This is a genomic window from Desulfovibrio sp. MES5 (assembly GCF_002237645.1).
GTDB lineage: Bacteria > Desulfobacterota > Desulfovibrionia > Desulfovibrionales > Desulfovibrionaceae > Desulfovibrio.
Genome location: NZ_MJUZ01000052.1, coordinates 26898 through 42833, shown reverse-complemented (window position 1 = coordinate 42833; position 15936 = coordinate 26898). Strand labels below are relative to the sequence as shown.

Below are 15936 nucleotides of genomic sequence, written 5' to 3'. Positions count from 1 at the left end.
GTAAAGCCCGCTAACGGCTACCGCAAATCGCATTTTTCGACAGAATGACAAATTGAAATGTGCAGCATTTCAATATGAATATGATCTAGCCACAGGCATGCGCCAGGATTCCAAACCCCGGCGGGCATGCCGGTTCCGGAGGCACCATGATTTCACAGGATATGTCTTCGCCCCTAGAGGCGCCCGTTTGCCGACGCTGCGGCATGTGCTGTCTGCGCGGCGGCCCCACCCTCATGGTGGACGACGCCTCGCGGCTCTTGAGCGGCGCTCTGACCCTGGATAGTCTGGTTTGTCTGAGAATAGGGGAGTGGGCGCGCGATGATGTGCGCGGCGGTCTGCGGCCTCTGGAAAAGGAGCATATCAAGGTGGCCGGTCTTGGCGGGCAGGCGCACCCCTGGCGCTGCCGCTATTACCGCGACGGTTCTGGCTGCGCCATCTATGCCCAGCGGCCTGTGCAGTGCTCCGCGCTGTTTTGCATGGACACGTCCCCGCTGGAAGACCTTTTGTCCGGCACTCCGCTGATGGACCGGGCAGAAGCGTTCAGAATTCTGGCCAGCGAAGCGCAGTTGCCCGGTTTTCCCTCTCTGGACGCAGGAACACGCTCGCTTTTGCCAGACCTTATGGCCGCGCATGAAGAACAGAGCCCCGCAGCCCCTGTGCTGGAAACCGCCGCCAGACTGGGCTTTGCCCCGCAGGGCGTGCAGGTTCACGACGCTGGCGCAATGGACGCGGAAGAACGCCAGACCCTGCTTGCCCATCTGGGCGAGACCGTGCGCACCGAGGCTGCGTTCCGCCAGTTGTGCGTGGAACGCGCGGGCGTGCCCGCAGCCATCCTGCCCTTCCTTCTGGGCCGTCCGTTGCGCGACCTGTTGGTCGAAGTCGGCCTCAGGCCCATTGCCGCTGACGAGGTTTGAGCAGCCTGCGCGGTTGACAGAAGGACGCGCCAGCCATAGTTATACTAATTATAATATTCACAGCCCGCATGCGGGCCAAACGAAGGAAGCATCATGCCACTGTGCAGCATTGAGGAAGCCATTGCCGATATCAGGCAGGGCAAGATGGTCATTCTTGTGGACGACGAGGGTAGGGAAAATGAAGGCGACCTGACCATGGCCGCCGAATTTGTTACTCCGGAGGCCATCAATTTCATGGCCAAGTACGGGCGGGGACTGATCTGTCTGCCTATGGCTCCGGAACTTATCGACCGTCTTGACCTGCCCCTTATGACGCAGCGCAACGGTTCACGCTTCGGCACCAATTTCACCATATCCATCGAAGCCCGCGAGGGCGTCACCACCGGCATTTCCGCCGCTGACCGCGCCACTACCATTCTGGCGGCAGTGGCCGACAACGTGCGCCCCGAAGACCTCGTGACGCCGGGGCACGTATTTCCCCTGCGCGCCAAGGCGGGGGGGGTGCTTTCTCGCGCCGGGCAGACCGAAGGCGGCGTGGATCTTTCAAAGCTCGCAGGGCTCAAGCCTGCCTCGGTTATTTGCGAGATCATGCGCGATGACGGAACCATGGCGCGCATGCCCGATCTCGAAGCCTTTGCCGAAGAACACGACCTCAAGATAGCGGCTGTCAAGGATATTATCCGCCACCGTCTGAACCGCGGTCAGGTTTCCGTGCGCAATGTGGACAAGGCCCACCTGCCGACCAGGTTTGGCGACTTTACCGTGTACGCCTATGAGAGCGAAACCGATCAGGGCACGCATCTGGCCCTGGTCAAGGGCGACCTCAGCGGGCCGGAACCCGTACTCACGCGCGTGCACAGCGAGTGCCTCACGGGTGACGCCCTGGGCTCCCTGCGCTGCGACTGCGGCGGCCAGCTTGGCGCAGCCCTGCGCCAGATTGAAAAAGCAGGGCGCGGCGCGCTGCTGTACATGCGGCAGGAAGGGCGCGGCATCGGCCTTGCCAACAAAATCCGCGCCTATGCCCTGCAGGATCAGGGCTATGACACGGTGGAGGCCAACCGCAAGCTGGGCTTCCCCCCGGACCTGCGCGACTACGGCACCGGCGCGCAGATACTCGTTGACCTCGGCATTCATAAAATACGGCTTTTGACCAATAACCCCAAGAAGATCGTGGGGCTTTCGGGCTACGGCATCGAAATTGTCGAGCGTGTGCCCATCGAGATGGAAGCCTGCCCCGAAAACGAATACTACCTGCGCACCAAGAAAGAAAAAATGGAACATATGCTGCACTGCTCGTGCAGCCATTAGGGCAGCTTTGGCGAGGGTGTCCCGGGGTCGGGACACCCTCGCGGCGCGTCCGCCCTGAGTATTCCCGAAAAATGAGTATTGCCCCCGGCGGGGTGAAAAATCCCGCCGGGAGCGTGTTTTCATGGCGTCATAATGGAGGATTGCCTTTTACTAATCTGGCCCGGACTTTTCTTGCGACACGCTCGTCATGCCGCGATTGGAAACAGCGGGCTGACATCGGCATGAAACCGGGCCCGGACTTCAGGAGCGACTGCATGACCGTGAAGGAAAAAGTTGTGGCCCAGGGTGCATTGCTGTGGAAATTTTTGGGTTTTTTTCAGCCACCCTTGCTGCGCTGTATTCATGCCAGCGTCATCGTACTGGTATTGCTGCAAATCTTGCTCAGCTTCGGCATGGTTGTACTGCCATCCGGCCCCTCGGCCCTGGCATGGATACATATCATCCTGGGCATGTTCCTGTGTGTTTTCGGCGTAACCCTTGTTGTTCTCAGCATCAAAAAGCGCGGTCTGCGCAATTTCTTTCCCTACCTCTGGGGCGATAACGATCAACTGATCAAGGACGTGCGCGCGGCTGCGCAGTTCAAGGTTGTCGGCCCCCGGCCCAAAGGCCTGCCCGCCTGTGTGCAGGGCCTTGGCATGTGGGCCCTGCTGCTGACGGTTGCTTCCGGCCTGTGGTGGTTTGACAACTGGAGCAACCACCGCTCATTGCTGACGGCCTACAGCGTGCACAAGTTTTTTGCCTGGTCCCTGGCCCTGTATCTGGTTGGGCACGGCGGCATGGCTCTGGCCCATTTTGCCATATGGCAAAAAAAGACCGCGCCGAAAAAATAGCGCCTTTTTGTTGCGGCTGTTGATTTACAAGCCCGGCATGTTTTTGGACATGCCGGGCTTGCTGCATTTGTACGGCATGTACGGGAGGTGTTATTTTGCAGTAATAGCCTTGAATAAAATGTTTTTTTTGCTTTTTACACAGGTAAAAATATTTATAACACAGCTATTTTGCAGGATTTATTTTTTCATTTTTATACCAGTTGGCCCCTCTGATTTTATAAAACCCGCGCCAGCCGGGCGTTGGGCATGACTGAACCAGTTCAGTCTTACAGAAATCATCGCCCGCGCTATGCTCTCCTCAAACCGCGCAGTTTCACAACTGCGCAAACAGGAGGGCATATGGCAACTACCGGTAAAAGCAATGGACATCTGGGCATCAGTCATCCTTTCGGGGCCAGGCACGGCACGCCTGTGGCGGGTCAGGGGAACGAACGGACGCAGCAGTCACTGGCGGACAGAATGTACGGGGCGAAAAAAGACCCGCTGACACAGCCCTTGCCCGTGTCGCCGGACGCGCCGCTGCAAGAGCGCATGTACGCTGAAAGCATGTCCGACGTAGTGGCGCGGCATGCCGCGAAAACGCATGACCTGAAGCCCTTTCGGTTAAACCCCGAAGCGGAGATTCCCTACTATCAGATGGGGGTGCGGCCGTTGGATTTGGGGGACTGGGGTAAAGAAAAGTATGGAAAAGGAGTAGGGAGGGACAAGCAACAACACTACGAGCATATGCAGTTTGTGGGCAGCGACGGCAGCAATTTCGGTTTGTCCAAGGGAGAGGGCTTGCTTGTGGAGGATATGAAAACGCTTTTCACCTATGAAGTCGAAGCGCCCAAATACAGAAAAGAATATGTTGACCGCGCCAGACAGGCTCTTGATGCGGAGTGGAATAAGCAACTGACAGAAGCATATCAGGCGATGGATTTCGAAGTGCAACGATACAATATAAGAACATATAACTGCCAACACTATTTTGCTGCAATTATGCAAAAAGCACAGGAATATGAGACCATAGATAAACCCCTGGTGCTTCCTTAGCTGTCTGGTGCAGGGCGGATATTTTCCGCCCTGCACCAAACGTTGCCTCACATGCCGAAAATGAAAAGCAGCAGGGTGAAAATAGTGGGCTCAAGAACAAGCACCAGAAAGAAGACGCAGAGGGGAATCTTTACTAACGCGGCATAGCCGCCCATACGGTCGAAAAAAAACAGGGAAAAAGGCAGAGCCATCAGGGCCGACTTGAAGGCTGTGACGAGGTCCCACAGGTAGCTACGGTCCATATGCTCAAGGTGCAGCATACTCTGTATCTGTGCTATTTCATTGAGTGTTGGAGTTGCGGTAAAGAAGGTCGCAACGGCCAGACAGTATATGGGCCAGGAAGTGGCAAGGCCAAAGCCGCGTATAAAAATCAGGCAGCCTGCAAGGCCGTACAGGCTGGAAAAGAGCATGTATGGTTCACAGATGGCGGCCATAACCAGTACGTTGAGCATTGCAATAAGGCACAGGGGCCATGCGCCGCGTATGAAGGCCCTTGCTGATGCGTCCACACCTTCCAGCGTCATAATCCCCCCTTATTGCGGTAGTTCGCTTTGATGCGGTACTTTTATGGCAACCTTGTTTCCTTGCCACAATTGTTAGCATTACTGTGCTGTAATTCTACAAAAAACACAAGAATGCGAAGCCGCCAGCAAATCGCTGGTGCTTCCGTAGCTGATCTGCTGAAGGGCGGAAAAACAGACGTTGCCTCACATGCCGAACATCGCGAGCAACAGAATTAAAAGGGTAGGTGCGAGAACAAGTACCAGAAAGAAGACGCAGAGGGGAATCTTCAGCAAAGCGACATAGCCGCCCATGCGGTCGAAAAAGAACAGGGAAAAAGGCAGGGCCATCAGCGCCGACTTGAAGGCGGTGACGAGGTCCCACAGGTAGATATGGTCCATATGCTCAAGACGTAGCATACTCTGTATCTGTGTTATTTCATTGGGTGAAGGGTCTGCGCTAAGAAAGGCCGCAAAGGCCAGGCAGTATATGGGCAAGGAGGTGGCAAGGCCGAAGCCGCGCACAAAAATCAGGCAGCCTGCAAGGCCGTACAGGATGGAAAAGAGCATGTATGAGCCACAGATGATGCCCATTGCCAGCAAGCTGAGCATGGCGATAAGGCACAGGGGCCATGCGCCGCGTATGAAGGCTCTTGCTGATGCGTCCACACCTTCCAGCGTCATAATCCCCCCTTATTGCGGTAGTTCGCTTTGATGCGGTACTTTTATGGCAACCTTGTTTCCTTGCCACAATTGTTAGCATTACTGTGCTGTAATTCTACAAAAAACACAAGAATGCGAAACCGCCAGCAAATCACTGGTGCTTCCGTTCACTGGTGCTTCCGTAGTTGATCTGCTGAAGGGCGGAAAATATCCGCCCTTCAGCGGGCGTCGCCTCACATGCCGAAAATGAAAAGCAGTAACGTCAAAATAGTGGGAGCGAGAACAAGTACCAGAAAGAAGACGCAGAGGGGAATCTTCAGCAAAGAGGCATAGCCATCCCTGCCGCAGCTACCGGCCTTTGGCGGCGGGCGTCAGCAACGAATCCAGTGTATTCGTTTCCTCATGTTCGGGTTTACCCTCCTGAAGCAGGCGCACATAGACCTCGGCTTCACCTGATCCTGGCAGGGATACGGCGAATACTGCCACGGTTCGCGTTGAGGTCGGCGTAGAACCCGTGCGCATGATGCTGTCGTCCGGCCCGGCAGCGTGATCGCGGGTGAAGGCCAGCAGGCTGTCAAAGGTGTAGGGTTTGGGGCTGCTTTGCAGCAGATGGGCAATGCGCGCGTACCGAGCGGTGCTGCTTTCGCCAAGTTTTCTGTTGAAGCGTTGCAGGGCCGGTTCAAGATAGTGGTTCGTATGGTACAGCACTCCGTTGGTCTGCGTGCGCCAGGCCACCATTCCTTCCAGTCCGATTTCAACAACCGCTATTTTATCCCTGTCCGCCAGCATCAGAAAGAGCGGCCCGCGAAACCGGGACTGGTCCAGAGCTCTGGCTTCATCCACCGAGGCGCAAAGGGTGAGTATCTGGGCCATAAGCTTTCGGTTGGCTGTGGACGCCTGCCTGTCTCTGCGTGGAAGGCTGCTCGCCGCCGCGCTGATAACCGTAAGCCCCTTTTCATTGACCCCCGCCACCGGGCGGTCGATCTCCACCTGCACGCCGGCGCTTTTTGAGGCCTCACGTGTGGCCATGAGCGCCGCGTAGGCATACCCGCCCGCTGGTCTGAAAGTTTCGATGCGCTGGCTTTCCCCCGGCGTCCAGTCTCTGTTTTTTACGATGATGGCGCCGCCTCCCTGGACGGCGTCTCCGGCTGCGGCCCACAGGGTGCAGGCCCGCGCAGTGGGCGCGGCAAGCAGAAAACACACCAGAACTGACATCAGGGGCTGGAGGATGATCCGTAATGGATTGCGGGGCATGGTGGGCATTCTCCTGTGTTTGGTCGTAGCGGCCCGGACTGGTTTTCATCAAGGCGTACAGGCGGCATGGCGGAAAAGGGGCTCGCGGTACAGGTCTTTTCACATTGCCAGTGGTCTGCGGCAGCGTGGTCGTGCGGCGGCATGGTCTGGCATCTGCGGGGCGGGCGCTTGACAGATAAACATTGTGCAGTGTGACGCCGTGAAGACGCTGCTGGAGTCCACGCCTCAACACAGTAACCACTTTGCACTCTACCAAAACGCCATAAGAGTTTTAGGGGGTGGGGGCGTGGGGGAGGAGACCCTTTTGCAAAAGGGTCCCTCCCCCACAAAATACAAAAAATACCTGCGAAAAACGCATATTCTAACTATTCTGCGCTAATGCGGGGAGGGCGTCAAACGCAAGCGGGCCGCCCCGGGTGGGGCGGCCCGCTCTTGTCAGCAATCAGGAAATCCTGATCTAGGGCAGATTAACTTTGAAATGCTTCACATTTCAAAGTTTTCATTCAGCCGAAAGATACGATTTTCGGCTGAATCCGCGCCACATTGTGGCGCGCTGCACTTTTGTGCAGCGTTAGAGCATTTGCACTTTTTCAAAGTTAAAATGCTCTAGAAGTCTTCATCTTCCTTGAGTTCCGGCGGCACGGCCACAACAGAGGTGATAATGCGGCGGCGGGCCGGGGCGGCCGGGGCGGCCTCGGCTGCGGCGCGGCGCTGCGGCGGTTCGGGCAGAGCATTGTACAGGGCCCAGAAAGCCGGGTACAGGCCCGTCATGACGCCGGGGTTGCCAAGTTTCTGATGCTGCTTGGCGCAGGCCGCAAGGGCAAAGGCCATGGCCCAGACAGGAGAGGGGGCGTTCCAGCCCGCCTTGACGCCAGATTGTTCATTTTTACACAATCTGCCCTCATTATTCTGTTCCAGACCAAGGGCGTGGAGGAAACTTTCCACTTCATGCACGTCCGTCCCCTGCGAAAGCGCGGGCAGGCTGACCTGCGCGCCGCGCAGAGCGGCACAGGCTGCAAGGCCAAGGGCCAGCGGAGCCCAGTCTGAAGGCAGGCTTCCGGGCAGGGAGGCAAGAGAGAAGTTCTTGAGGGGGGCCGCGCTGCTGGCGGTCACTTCTGCGCCTTCCGCACCATTTTTCTGGCGCAGGTCAAGGCCCAGGCCGTGCAGAAGGTCCCAGCCTGCCTCGGCTGCGGGGCACTGGGGCCAGCGGCCGGCAAGGCGGGTTTCGCCGCCCATGGCCAGGGGCAGGGACAGCAAAAAGAGCGCCAGCTCAGGCTCCATAGGCAGGTCGGGCAGAGCGGGAATTTCCAGCTTGGTGGGATGAATGCGCACCACGCCGCCGTCCACGCTCACCTCGGCTCCTGCGGCCCGAAGTATGGGCAGGGTGCGGGCAAAAATGGTCTTCTGGGCGGGGTGCCCCGTCAAATCCATCATAAGGCTGTGTTCGTAGCCCGGCGCTGCCAGCAGTATGCCCTCGGCCAGTTCTGCGGGCGTATCGGCGGGCATGACCACCGCATCGGGGATAATGCCGGAGCACTCCAGACGGGCGGGCAGTCCGTCGCTTTTGGGCACCACGTGCACAAGGCGCGCGCCCATGGCGGGCAGAAAATGGCGCACTGCGGAAAGGTCGGCCAGCTTCAGGCTTGTTTCGCCCATGAATTTTGCGCGCGAGGGACGCCCCAGGTAGTGCCCCAGCAGCAAAAAGAAGTTCCATGCGCTGTCGCCTACGTACAGCACCTTGTCGGGCGCGCTCACAGGCACGGAGGGCCGCGCGGTGACGCCGTCGTCCTCACGGGTAAGGGAGGCCCCGATCTGGATGAGCATCTTTACGCAGTCCACGATAGGGTCGTTCATGAGGCAGGGGCTTACGCGCGTGGGCTGGCCCGTGGCAGCGGCCAGCATAAGCCACGCGCGGGTGGCGCGGCAGGCCAGGGGGGCCTGCATGCGCAGCCGAACGGGCTTTGCAGGCGGGGCGAGGTTGAAGGCAATGCGCTTGTCCGGCCCTTCCTGCACGGCGGAGCCTTCGCCCGTGCGGCCTTCGGCTGAGTCCTGGCCCTCGCCGCTTTCAGAGGAGCGTTCGCTCACGGGGCGGGGCAGAAATTCCACTTCCTGCATCAGAGAAAAAAAATGTCCCGAAAGGCGGGCGTCGCGGCTGATGCGGGCCACTGCGCCTTCCCACGATTCGCGCAGCTGTTTTTCTTCGGCGGAGTCAAGATGCGACTTGTCGCCGCGCATGCGCGCCAGAATGTTATGGCGGCGCAGCAAAAGGCGCAGAATGTCGCGGTCGATTTCGCAAACAGTTTCGCGCAGGGGGCGGCGCACAGGCGCGTCATCACGGCCGCGTGCATCGCGTGAATCACGGGCATCCCGGGGGGGACGTGGCCCGCGTGCGTCACGGGCATCGCGTGCGTCACGAGGAGTGCGGGAACCGCGAGAGTCGCGGGCGTCGCGGGCATCGCGGGCGTCTCGAAAAGGGCGGGGGCCGCGTGAATCGTTGGAATGGTCAGTCATGCTCTTTCCTGTGGGAAAAATGGAAGGGATATGGCAAATGCTTGTACGTTGTATGGAATAACAGAGGGTTGGCAGAAATATGTAACAATTTAGTGTCACAGTCTTCCTTTCTCTGCGCATGCGTGTTAGCTTGAAATGGCTTCTCTTGCAAGGGTCGGCTCGCGAGGACTCTGCGGGGGATGGTTGGATACGGGGATTAGATTTTTTTTCACAAGACGGTTAACATGCTTGAATTTAAGAAGAATTGTGGTTTGGCGCTGTGGACTTTCCACGAATTTTTGCAGAGGGGGCTTGACTCGGACGCTAAGTGCTTGTTACTAATTGCGCAAGCCATTCGCCCAACGTTTGTTGCGAAAGCGCTCGGCTAACCCCGGCGTGTCGGAATCTGCCGCCACGCCACGCCGAACCCGGTGGGTTTTCAAACACTTTTAAAGAGTTGGAGGATACGTATGCCGACTTATGTCGATCCGTCCAAATGTGACGGCTGCAAGGGTGGCGAAAAGACGGCCTGCATGTACATTTGCCCCAACGACCTCATGATCCTCGATGCAGAGGAAATGAAGGCCTACAACCAGGAACCCGATGCCTGCTGGGAATGCTATTCCTGCGTGAAGATCTGCCCCCAGGGCGCCATTACGGCTCGCCCCTACGCTGACTTCGCTCCCATGGGCGGAACCTGTATCCCCATGCGCTCGGCCGACTCGATCATGTGGACGGTTCAGTTCCGGAACGGCAATGTCAAGCGTTTCAAGTTCCCCATTCGCACCACGCCGGAAGGTTCCATCAAGCCTTTTGAAGGTCACCCCGAAGGCGCCAACATTGAAGACGAACTGCTCTTCACCGAAACTGCCCTGGTTGCCCCCAAGGAAGCTCTCGGCAAGAAGTTCGAAATGTTGGAAGCCGATAAGGCTCTTACTTGCATGGAACTCGGCCGCTAGGCTTTTGCAACCGCTAGTGCGATAAGGAGATACCATTATGCCTATGATTCCCGTCAAGGAAGCGACCAAGGGCGTAGCCATTGCCGAACCCGAAGTGAAAGAACATGCGGTTGACCTGCTCATCGTGGGCGGCGGCATGGGTTCCTGCGGCACCGCTTTTGAAGCAGTGCGCTGGGGCGACAAGCATGGCCTGAAAATTATGCTTTGCGACAAGGCTTCCCTCGAGCGTTCCGGCGCCGTGGCCCAGGGCCTTTCCGCCATCAACACCTACCTGGGTGACAACAGCGCCGACGACTACGTGCGCATGGTCCGCACCGACCTTATGGGTCTGGTCCGCGAAGACCTTATCTTCGACTGCGGCCGTCACGTTGACGACTCCGTGCATCTGTTCGAAGATTGGGGCCTGCCCTGCTGGATCAAGGGTGAAGACGGCCACAACATGAACGGCGCCGCCGCCAAGGCCGCCGGCAAGAGCCTGCGTAAGGGCGACGCCCCCGTGCGTTCCGGCCGCTGGCAGATCATGATCAACGGTGAATCCTACAAGTGCATCGTGGCCGAAGCCGCCAAGAATGCCCTGGGTGAAGACCGCATCATGGAACGCATCTTCATCGTGAAGCTGCTGCTCGACAAAAATACCCCCAACCGCATCGCCGGTGCCGTAGGCTTCAACCTGCGCGCCAACGAAGTGCACATTTTCAAAGCCAACACCATCATGGTGGCCGCTGGCGGCGCGGTGAACGTGTACCGTCCCCGCTCCACCGGTGAAGGCATGGGCCGCGCTTGGTATCCCGTGTGGAACTCCGGCTCCACCTACACCATGTGCGCTCAGGTTGGCGCTGAAATGACCATGATGGAAAACCGCTTCGTGCCCGCCCGCTTCAAGGACGGTTACGGCCCCGTGGGCGCGTGGTTCCTTCTGTTCAAGGCCAAAGCCACCAACAGCAAGGGCGAAGACTACTGCGTGACCAACCGTGCCATGCTGAAGCCCTACGAAGACCGCGGCTACGCCAAGGGCCATGTCATCCCGACCTGCCTGCGTAACCACATGATGCTTCGCGAAATGCGCGAAGGTCGCGGCCCCATCTACATGGACACCAAGACTGCCCTGCAGACCACCTTCGCCACTCTGAATGAAGAGCAGCAGAAGGAACTTGAGTCCGAAGCTTGGGAAGACTTCCTCGACATGTGCGTTGGCCAGGCCAACCTGTGGGCCTGCACCAATACCGCTCCTGAAGAACGCGGTTCCGAAATCATGCCCACCGAACCCTACCTGCTCGGCTCCCACTCCGGTTGCTGCGGCATCTGGGTGTCCGGTCCCGACGAAGCCTGGGTGCCCGAAGACTACAAAGTTCGCGCTTCCAACGGCAAAGTCTACAACCGCATGACCACCGTTGAAGGTCTGTTCACCTGCGCCGACGGCGTGGGCGCTTCCGGCCACAAGTTCTCTTCCGGTTCCCATGCTGAAGGCCGCATCGCCGGCAAGCAGATGGTGCGCTGGTGCCTTGACCACAAGGACTTCAAGCCCGAGTTCAAGGAAACCGCCGACGAACTGAAGAAGCTGATCTACCGTCCTTACTACAACTTCCTTGCTGGCAAGGGCGCCTCCACCGACCCCGTGGTCAACCCCAACTACATCACGCCCAAGAACTTCATGATGCGTCTTGTGAAGTGCACCGACGAATACGGCGGCGGCGTGAGCACCTACTACACCACCTCCAAGGCTCTGCTCGACACGGGCTTCAACCTGCTTGGCATGATGGAAGAAGACTCCCTCAAGCTGGCCTCCCGTGACCTGCACGAACTGCTGCGCTGCTGGGAAAACTACCATCGCCTGTGGACGGTGCGCCTGCACATGCAGCACATCTCCTTCCGCGAAGAATCCCGTTATCCCGGCTTCTACTATCGTGCGGACTTCATGGCCCTGGACGACACCAAGTGGAAGTGCTTCGTGAACTCCAAGTACGATCCCGCCACTGGCGAGACCAAGATCTTCAAGAAGCCCTATTACCAGATCATCCCCGACTAGTCGGCGGCATTGCAGCACTAAAGGGGCGGCCGTAAGGCCGCCCCCTTGGCTGTACGCATGTTCAGTCAAGGGTTGCGCGAAGAAACACAGAGAGCGTGAAGTCAGGGCAGCCGCCGCTGAAGCAGCGGCAATGGCCCGACCCAGGCAGGCAGCCCGGATGCCAAACCAACTGCTTCATGGCATGTTTGGTCCTCACGCTCCCCGCTGGACGGCAGACCGTCGGCGGGAGTTTTTGCCGGTTATGGGGAGGCAGTGTCTTAAGGGCGCGTGAACGGCTCAGGATCATCGCACTCAGGCAGGGCGATTGATTGTCGGCAGCCGGTTGAGAGCCGGAGCCCGTAAAGACAGGCCGGATGCGGCCACCCTTTTTTCCGCGGCGGAAGCCCGTTGGCGCTTCTTTAGCCGCTATGCAACAACGCAGGAGGATATCCAGGATGTCCAATGCCATTCTCGTCGTGGGCGGCGGCTTTGCAGGCCTTACAGCCGCCATTGAAGCGGCGGAACTGGGCCACGACGTCTATATCGTCGAAAAGTCGCCCTGGCTCGGGGGCCGCGTGGCTCAGCTCAACAAATATTTCCCAAAACTCTGTCCTCCCTCCTGCGGCCTGGAAATTCAGTTCCAGCGTATCAGGAAAAATCCCCGTGTGAAGTTCTTTACCCAGGCTGAAGTCGTCGGCTTTCGCGGGGTCAAGGGCGACTACACCGTGAAGGTGCGCATCGAACCGCGCCACACGGCGCCCCACAATGTGGATTTCAGCCTGCTGGCTTCCAGTCTGGACGGTGAAACCCCCAGCGAATTTGACCTTGGCCTTTCCAAGCGCAAGGCCCTCTTCAAGGCCATGCCCTTTGCCTTCCCCAGCCGTTACACGCTGGATCTGAAGGGTCTTTCCAAGGCCGACGCGGCCCGCGTTGCGGGCAACCAGTTTCTGGACGTGAATGAAGAGCCTCGCGAAATCGAGCTCAGCGTGGGCGCGGTGGTCGTCGCCACCGGCTGGAAGCCCTATGACGTGACCCGCCTCACCAACCTTGGCGCCGGCGCCGTGAAAAACTGCATTTCCAACATGCAGCTTGAGCGCCTTGCCGCCCCCAGCGGGCCCACCGGCGGGCGCATCGTGCGTCCCACTGACGGGCGCAGGCCGCACCATGTGGCCTTTGTGCAGTGTGCGGGTTCGCGCGACCAGAACCACCTGAACTACTGTTCCTACATCTGCTGTATGGCCACGCTCAAGCAGTGCCAGTATCTGGCCGAGCAAAGCCCTGAAACGCAGATCACGGTGTACTACATCGACCTGCGCGCTCCTGGCCGCTACGTGAAGGTGCTTGAAAAGGTCAAGGCCATGCCCAATGTGCATTTTGTCAAGGGCAAAGTGGCTGACGCCGTGCAGGCCGAAGGCGACAAGGTTCGCCTGACTGCTGAAGACGCCGTGAGCGGTGAAAAACTCACCCTTGATTATGACCTTGTTGTACTGGCCACGGGCATGCAGCCCTCGCTGGCCGGTGAAGATGCGCCTCTGCCCCTGCCTCTTGACGAAGAAGGCTTTGTGGCGGGCGGTGAAGAGGCCGGTATTTTTGCAGCCGGTTGCGCACGCATGCCTCTGGATGTGATGCGCTCGGCTCAGTCCGGCACAGCCGCCGCCCTGAAGGCGGTACAAACGGTGAAAGGGAGGTAGGCGGCATGGCCGGTAAGATTGGCGTCTATTTTGACCAGCAGAATATCGGCGGCGGCCTCGACGTAGAGGCGCTTGCCGCCCAAACCGCGGAAAAGTGGGGCGATCTCACTGCCGTGGTCAAGGTCGTTCCTGTGCTGGCAGTGGCCCTGGATGAAATCAAGGCCGACATCGAGGCCCAGGGCCTTGACGGCGTGCTGCTTTGCGGCTCTTCGCCGCGTGTGGACGGCGAACTCTATCGCCTGCCCGTGCTGGTCGAGCACGTGAACCTGCGCGAACAATGCGTGCAGGCATACAAAAATCCCGACAGAAGCCCTGTGGACACAACCAGCGGCGCGCCGGAACTGTTGCAGCTCATGGCCCGTGACTACGTGAACATGGGCGTGGTGAAACTGCAGAAGAGCGAAGCTCCCGAAGCCGCTTCGGTGCCGGGCGTACAGCGCATTCTGGTTATTGGCGGCGGCTGGACCGGCCTTACGGCGGCCCTTGAAGCTGCGGCCACCGGCTATGAAGTGGTGCTGGTGGAAAAGAGCGACAAGCTCGGCGGCGCGGCCAACAACATTCCCATGGCCTCACCTCTGGCTTCTCCCTGGGAAAACAAGCAGCCCACCAACCTCGTGGCCAAGGTCAGCGAGGCCATGGGCAGCCCCAAGATCAAGATTTACACAAGCGCCCAGATGCAGAAGCTGGAAGGCCAGCCGGGCGAATTCAAGGCCGCCATCGCCACAGCCTCCGGCACGGTGGAAGTGGAAGTGGGCGCAGTTGTGCTGGCCACGGGCTGGGTGGCCCTGGACCAGAAGTTCCTCGCGCCCATGGGCCTTGGCAAAAGCCCCATGGTGGTGGACGCCGCCACCTTTGGCAAGATGCTGGTCGCCGACCAGGTCAAGGCCAACCGCATAGCCTTTGTGCTTGATACCACCATGGCTGAAAAGGCCGTGACCGAAGCTGTGGAAGGCTGCCCCCTTGATGGGGAAGCCCCGGCTGAAGCCCCCGCCGCAGCTCCCGCCGCCGAAGGCGAAGAAGTCTTTGTGAAAGAAGACCTCGAAAGCATCCGCCATCTGGCGTACTCCAACGCCGTCAACAGCGTGGGCATGCTGCGTCTGGCCAACACCGTCTGTGAAAAGACCGACGACGCCTGCCAGACCTTCATCCTTTACAAGGACATGACCGTTCCCGGCATTCTGGAGCGCTTCTACAAGAAGATGCAGGAACGCCTGGGCGTCATGATGACCAAGGCCGACGTCACGGATATCCGCGAAGCTGGCAACCACATGGTCGTGGAGTGCAAAAACACCCTGCTGGGCATGGACTTTGACCTTGATGTGGACATGGTTGTTCTGCCTACGGGCCTTGTGCCCACCACGGCCAAGGACGTGACCATCCATTTCGATTATCGCCAGGGTCCGGATTTTCCCGATCTGGCGCTGTTTGACGGTTTTGCCGACTCAAACTACATCTGCTTCCCCTACGAAACGCGCCGCACCGGCGTGTACGCGGCAGGCTGCGTGCGTCAGCCCCTGACCATGGACGCCTGCGAAGAAGACGCCAAGGGCGCGGTGCTCAAAGCCGTGCAGTGCATTGAGGCGTCAAGCCACGGCGTGGCCGTGCACCCGCGTTCGGGCGACCTGTCCTACCCGCTGTTCAACATGGTCCGCTGCACCCAGTGCAAGCGCTGCACCGAGGAATGTCCCTTCGGCGCGCTGGACGATGATGAAAAGGGTACGCCCAGGCTCAACCCCACGCGCTGCCGCCGCTGCGGCACCTGTTTTGGCGCATGCCCCGAGCGCGTCATCTCCTTCGCGAACTACAATATTGACCAGATCGGCTCTATGATCCGTGAAGTGCAGGTGCCCAAGGACTTCAAGAAAGACGGCCCCCGCGTGCTGATCCTGGCTTGCGAAAACGACGCCTACCCCGCCCTGGATATGGCCGGTGAGCGCCACAAGCCCTGGAGCCCCTACTGCCGCATCATTCCCGTGCGCTGCCTCGGTTCGGTGAACGCCATTTGGGTGTCCGACGCCATGAGCAAAGGCTATGACGGCGTGATGCTGCTGGGCTGCAAATATGGTGACGATTACCAGTGCCACTTTGTGAAAGGCTCCGAAATCTGCGCCAAGCGCAAGGACAACATAGCCGAGACTCTCAACCGTCTGGGCGTGCAGCCTGAACGGGTGGAACTGCTTGAAGTGGCCATTGATGAATACGACAAGGTTCCCAACCTGATCGACGGTTTTGTGGACCGCATCATGGCAATGGGCCCCAACCCGTTCAAGGGCATGTAGGAGGAAGG

12 protein-coding genes are annotated in these 15936 nt (G+C 59.0%); 8 read left to right on the top strand and 4 right to left on the bottom strand.

Annotation, left to right across the window (positions count from 1 at the left end):
• Positions 1-146 precede the first annotated feature (146 nt).
• From BCS36_RS13870 to BCS36_RS13855, 4 genes are all read left to right on the top strand, one after another.
• Positions 147-914, top strand: a complete 768-nt coding sequence (locus tag BCS36_RS13870; protein WP_291303433.1) for a YkgJ family cysteine cluster protein — start codon at positions 147-149, stop codon at positions 912-914.
• Between the two features lie 93 nt (positions 915-1007).
• The gene (locus BCS36_RS13865; RefSeq protein WP_291303432.1) at positions 1008-2222 is read left to right on the top strand and encodes a bifunctional 3,4-dihydroxy-2-butanone-4-phosphate synthase/GTP cyclohydrolase II; all 1215 of its coding nucleotides are present in this window, start codon (positions 1008-1010) and stop codon (positions 2220-2222) included.
• 254 nt (positions 2223-2476) lie between these two features.
• Positions 2477-3052 carry a cytochrome b/b6 domain-containing protein gene (locus BCS36_RS13860; RefSeq protein WP_291303431.1) on the top strand — a complete coding sequence of 192 codons (576 nt, stop codon included), beginning with the start codon at positions 2477-2479 and terminating at the stop codon, positions 3050-3052.
• 339 nt (positions 3053-3391) lie between these two features.
• Positions 3392-4087, top strand: a complete 696-nt coding sequence (locus BCS36_RS13855; RefSeq protein WP_291303430.1) for a hypothetical protein — start codon at positions 3392-3394, stop codon at positions 4085-4087.
• Between the two features lie 47 nt (positions 4088-4134).
• Here BCS36_RS13855 and BCS36_RS13850 read toward each other — a convergent pair whose 3' ends face one another.
• The 4 genes from BCS36_RS13850 to BCS36_RS13835 all read right to left on the bottom strand — a co-directional run bounded on the left by BCS36_RS13850 (position 4135) and on the right by BCS36_RS13835 (position 9015).
• Entirely contained in the window at positions 4135-4611 is a 477-nt protein-coding gene (locus BCS36_RS13850) for a hypothetical protein (protein WP_291303429.1), read from the bottom strand.
• A gap of 183 nt (positions 4612-4794) precedes the next feature.
• The gene (locus BCS36_RS13845; protein WP_291303428.1) at positions 4795-5271 is read right to left on the bottom strand and encodes a hypothetical protein; all 477 of its coding nucleotides are present in this window, start codon (positions 5269-5271) and stop codon (positions 4795-4797) included.
• A 327-nt stretch (positions 5272-5598) separates the two neighbouring features.
• The gene (locus BCS36_RS13840; RefSeq protein ID WP_291303427.1) at positions 5599-6504 is read right to left on the bottom strand and encodes a carcinine hydrolase/isopenicillin-N N-acyltransferase family protein; all 906 of its coding nucleotides are present in this window, start codon (positions 6502-6504) and stop codon (positions 5599-5601) included.
• 606 nt (positions 6505-7110) lie between these two features.
• The gene (locus BCS36_RS13835; RefSeq protein ID WP_291303426.1) at positions 7111-9015 is read right to left on the bottom strand and encodes a 3-phosphoshikimate 1-carboxyvinyltransferase; all 1905 of its coding nucleotides are present in this window, start codon (positions 9013-9015) and stop codon (positions 7111-7113) included.
• A 449-nt stretch (positions 9016-9464) separates the two neighbouring features.
• On the opposite strand from BCS36_RS13835, the gene aprB reads away from it, so the two are divergent.
• The 4 genes from aprB to BCS36_RS13815 all read left to right on the top strand — a co-directional run bounded on the left by aprB (position 9465) and on the right by BCS36_RS13815 (position 15928).
• Positions 9465-9953, top strand: a complete 489-nt coding sequence (gene aprB, locus BCS36_RS13830; RefSeq protein ID WP_291303425.1) for an adenylyl-sulfate reductase subunit beta — start codon at positions 9465-9467, stop codon at positions 9951-9953.
• 37 nt (positions 9954-9990) lie between these two features.
• Positions 9991-11979 (top strand): adenylyl-sulfate reductase subunit alpha, encoded by a 1989-nt coding sequence (aprA, locus tag BCS36_RS13825; protein ID WP_291303424.1) that lies wholly within the window; start codon positions 9991-9993, stop codon positions 11977-11979.
• Between the two features lie 407 nt (positions 11980-12386).
• On the top strand, positions 12387-13649 hold the full coding sequence (locus BCS36_RS13820) for a CoB--CoM heterodisulfide reductase iron-sulfur subunit A family protein (protein ID WP_367209518.1): 1263 nt from the start codon (positions 12387-12389) through the stop codon (positions 13647-13649).
• Positions 13650-13654: 5 nt separating this feature from the next.
• The gene (locus BCS36_RS13815) at positions 13655-15928 is read left to right on the top strand and encodes an FAD-dependent oxidoreductase (protein ID WP_291303422.1); all 2274 of its coding nucleotides are present in this window, start codon (positions 13655-13657) and stop codon (positions 15926-15928) included.
• Positions 15929-15936 lie beyond the last annotated feature (8 nt).

Bases quoted from the DNA above. Each gene is read 5' to 3' on its own strand.
- aprB (WP_291303425.1), top strand. From the start codon at position 9,465: ATGCCGACTTATGTCGATCCGTCCAAATGTGACGGCTGCAAGGGTGGC.
- BCS36_RS13820 (WP_367209518.1), top strand. From the start codon at position 12,387: ATGCAACAACGCAGGAGGATATCCAGGATGTCCAATGCCATTCTCGTC.
- BCS36_RS13815 (WP_291303422.1), top strand. From the start codon at position 13,655: ATGGCCGGTAAGATTGGCGTCTATTTTGACCAGCAGAATATCGGCGGC.
- BCS36_RS13835 (WP_291303426.1), bottom strand. From the start codon at position 9,015: ATGACTGACCATTCCAACGATTCACGCGGCCCCCGCCCTTTTCGAGAC.
- BCS36_RS13870 (WP_291303433.1), top strand. From the start codon at position 147: ATGATTTCACAGGATATGTCTTCGCCCCTAGAGGCGCCCGTTTGCCGA.
- BCS36_RS13860 (WP_291303431.1), top strand. From the start codon at position 2,477: ATGACCGTGAAGGAAAAAGTTGTGGCCCAGGGTGCATTGCTGTGGAAA.
- aprA (WP_291303424.1), top strand. From the start codon at position 9,991: ATGCCTATGATTCCCGTCAAGGAAGCGACCAAGGGCGTAGCCATTGCC.
- BCS36_RS13845 (WP_291303428.1), bottom strand. From the start codon at position 5,271: ATGACGCTGGAAGGTGTGGACGCATCAGCAAGAGCCTTCATACGCGGC.
- BCS36_RS13840 (WP_291303427.1), bottom strand. From the start codon at position 6,504: ATGCCCCGCAATCCATTACGGATCATCCTCCAGCCCCTGATGTCAGTT.
- BCS36_RS13850 (WP_291303429.1), bottom strand. From the start codon at position 4,611: ATGACGCTGGAAGGTGTGGACGCATCAGCAAGGGCCTTCATACGCGGC.
- BCS36_RS13855 (WP_291303430.1), top strand. From the start codon at position 3,392: ATGGCAACTACCGGTAAAAGCAATGGACATCTGGGCATCAGTCATCCT.
- BCS36_RS13865 (WP_291303432.1), top strand. From the start codon at position 1,008: ATGCCACTGTGCAGCATTGAGGAAGCCATTGCCGATATCAGGCAGGGC.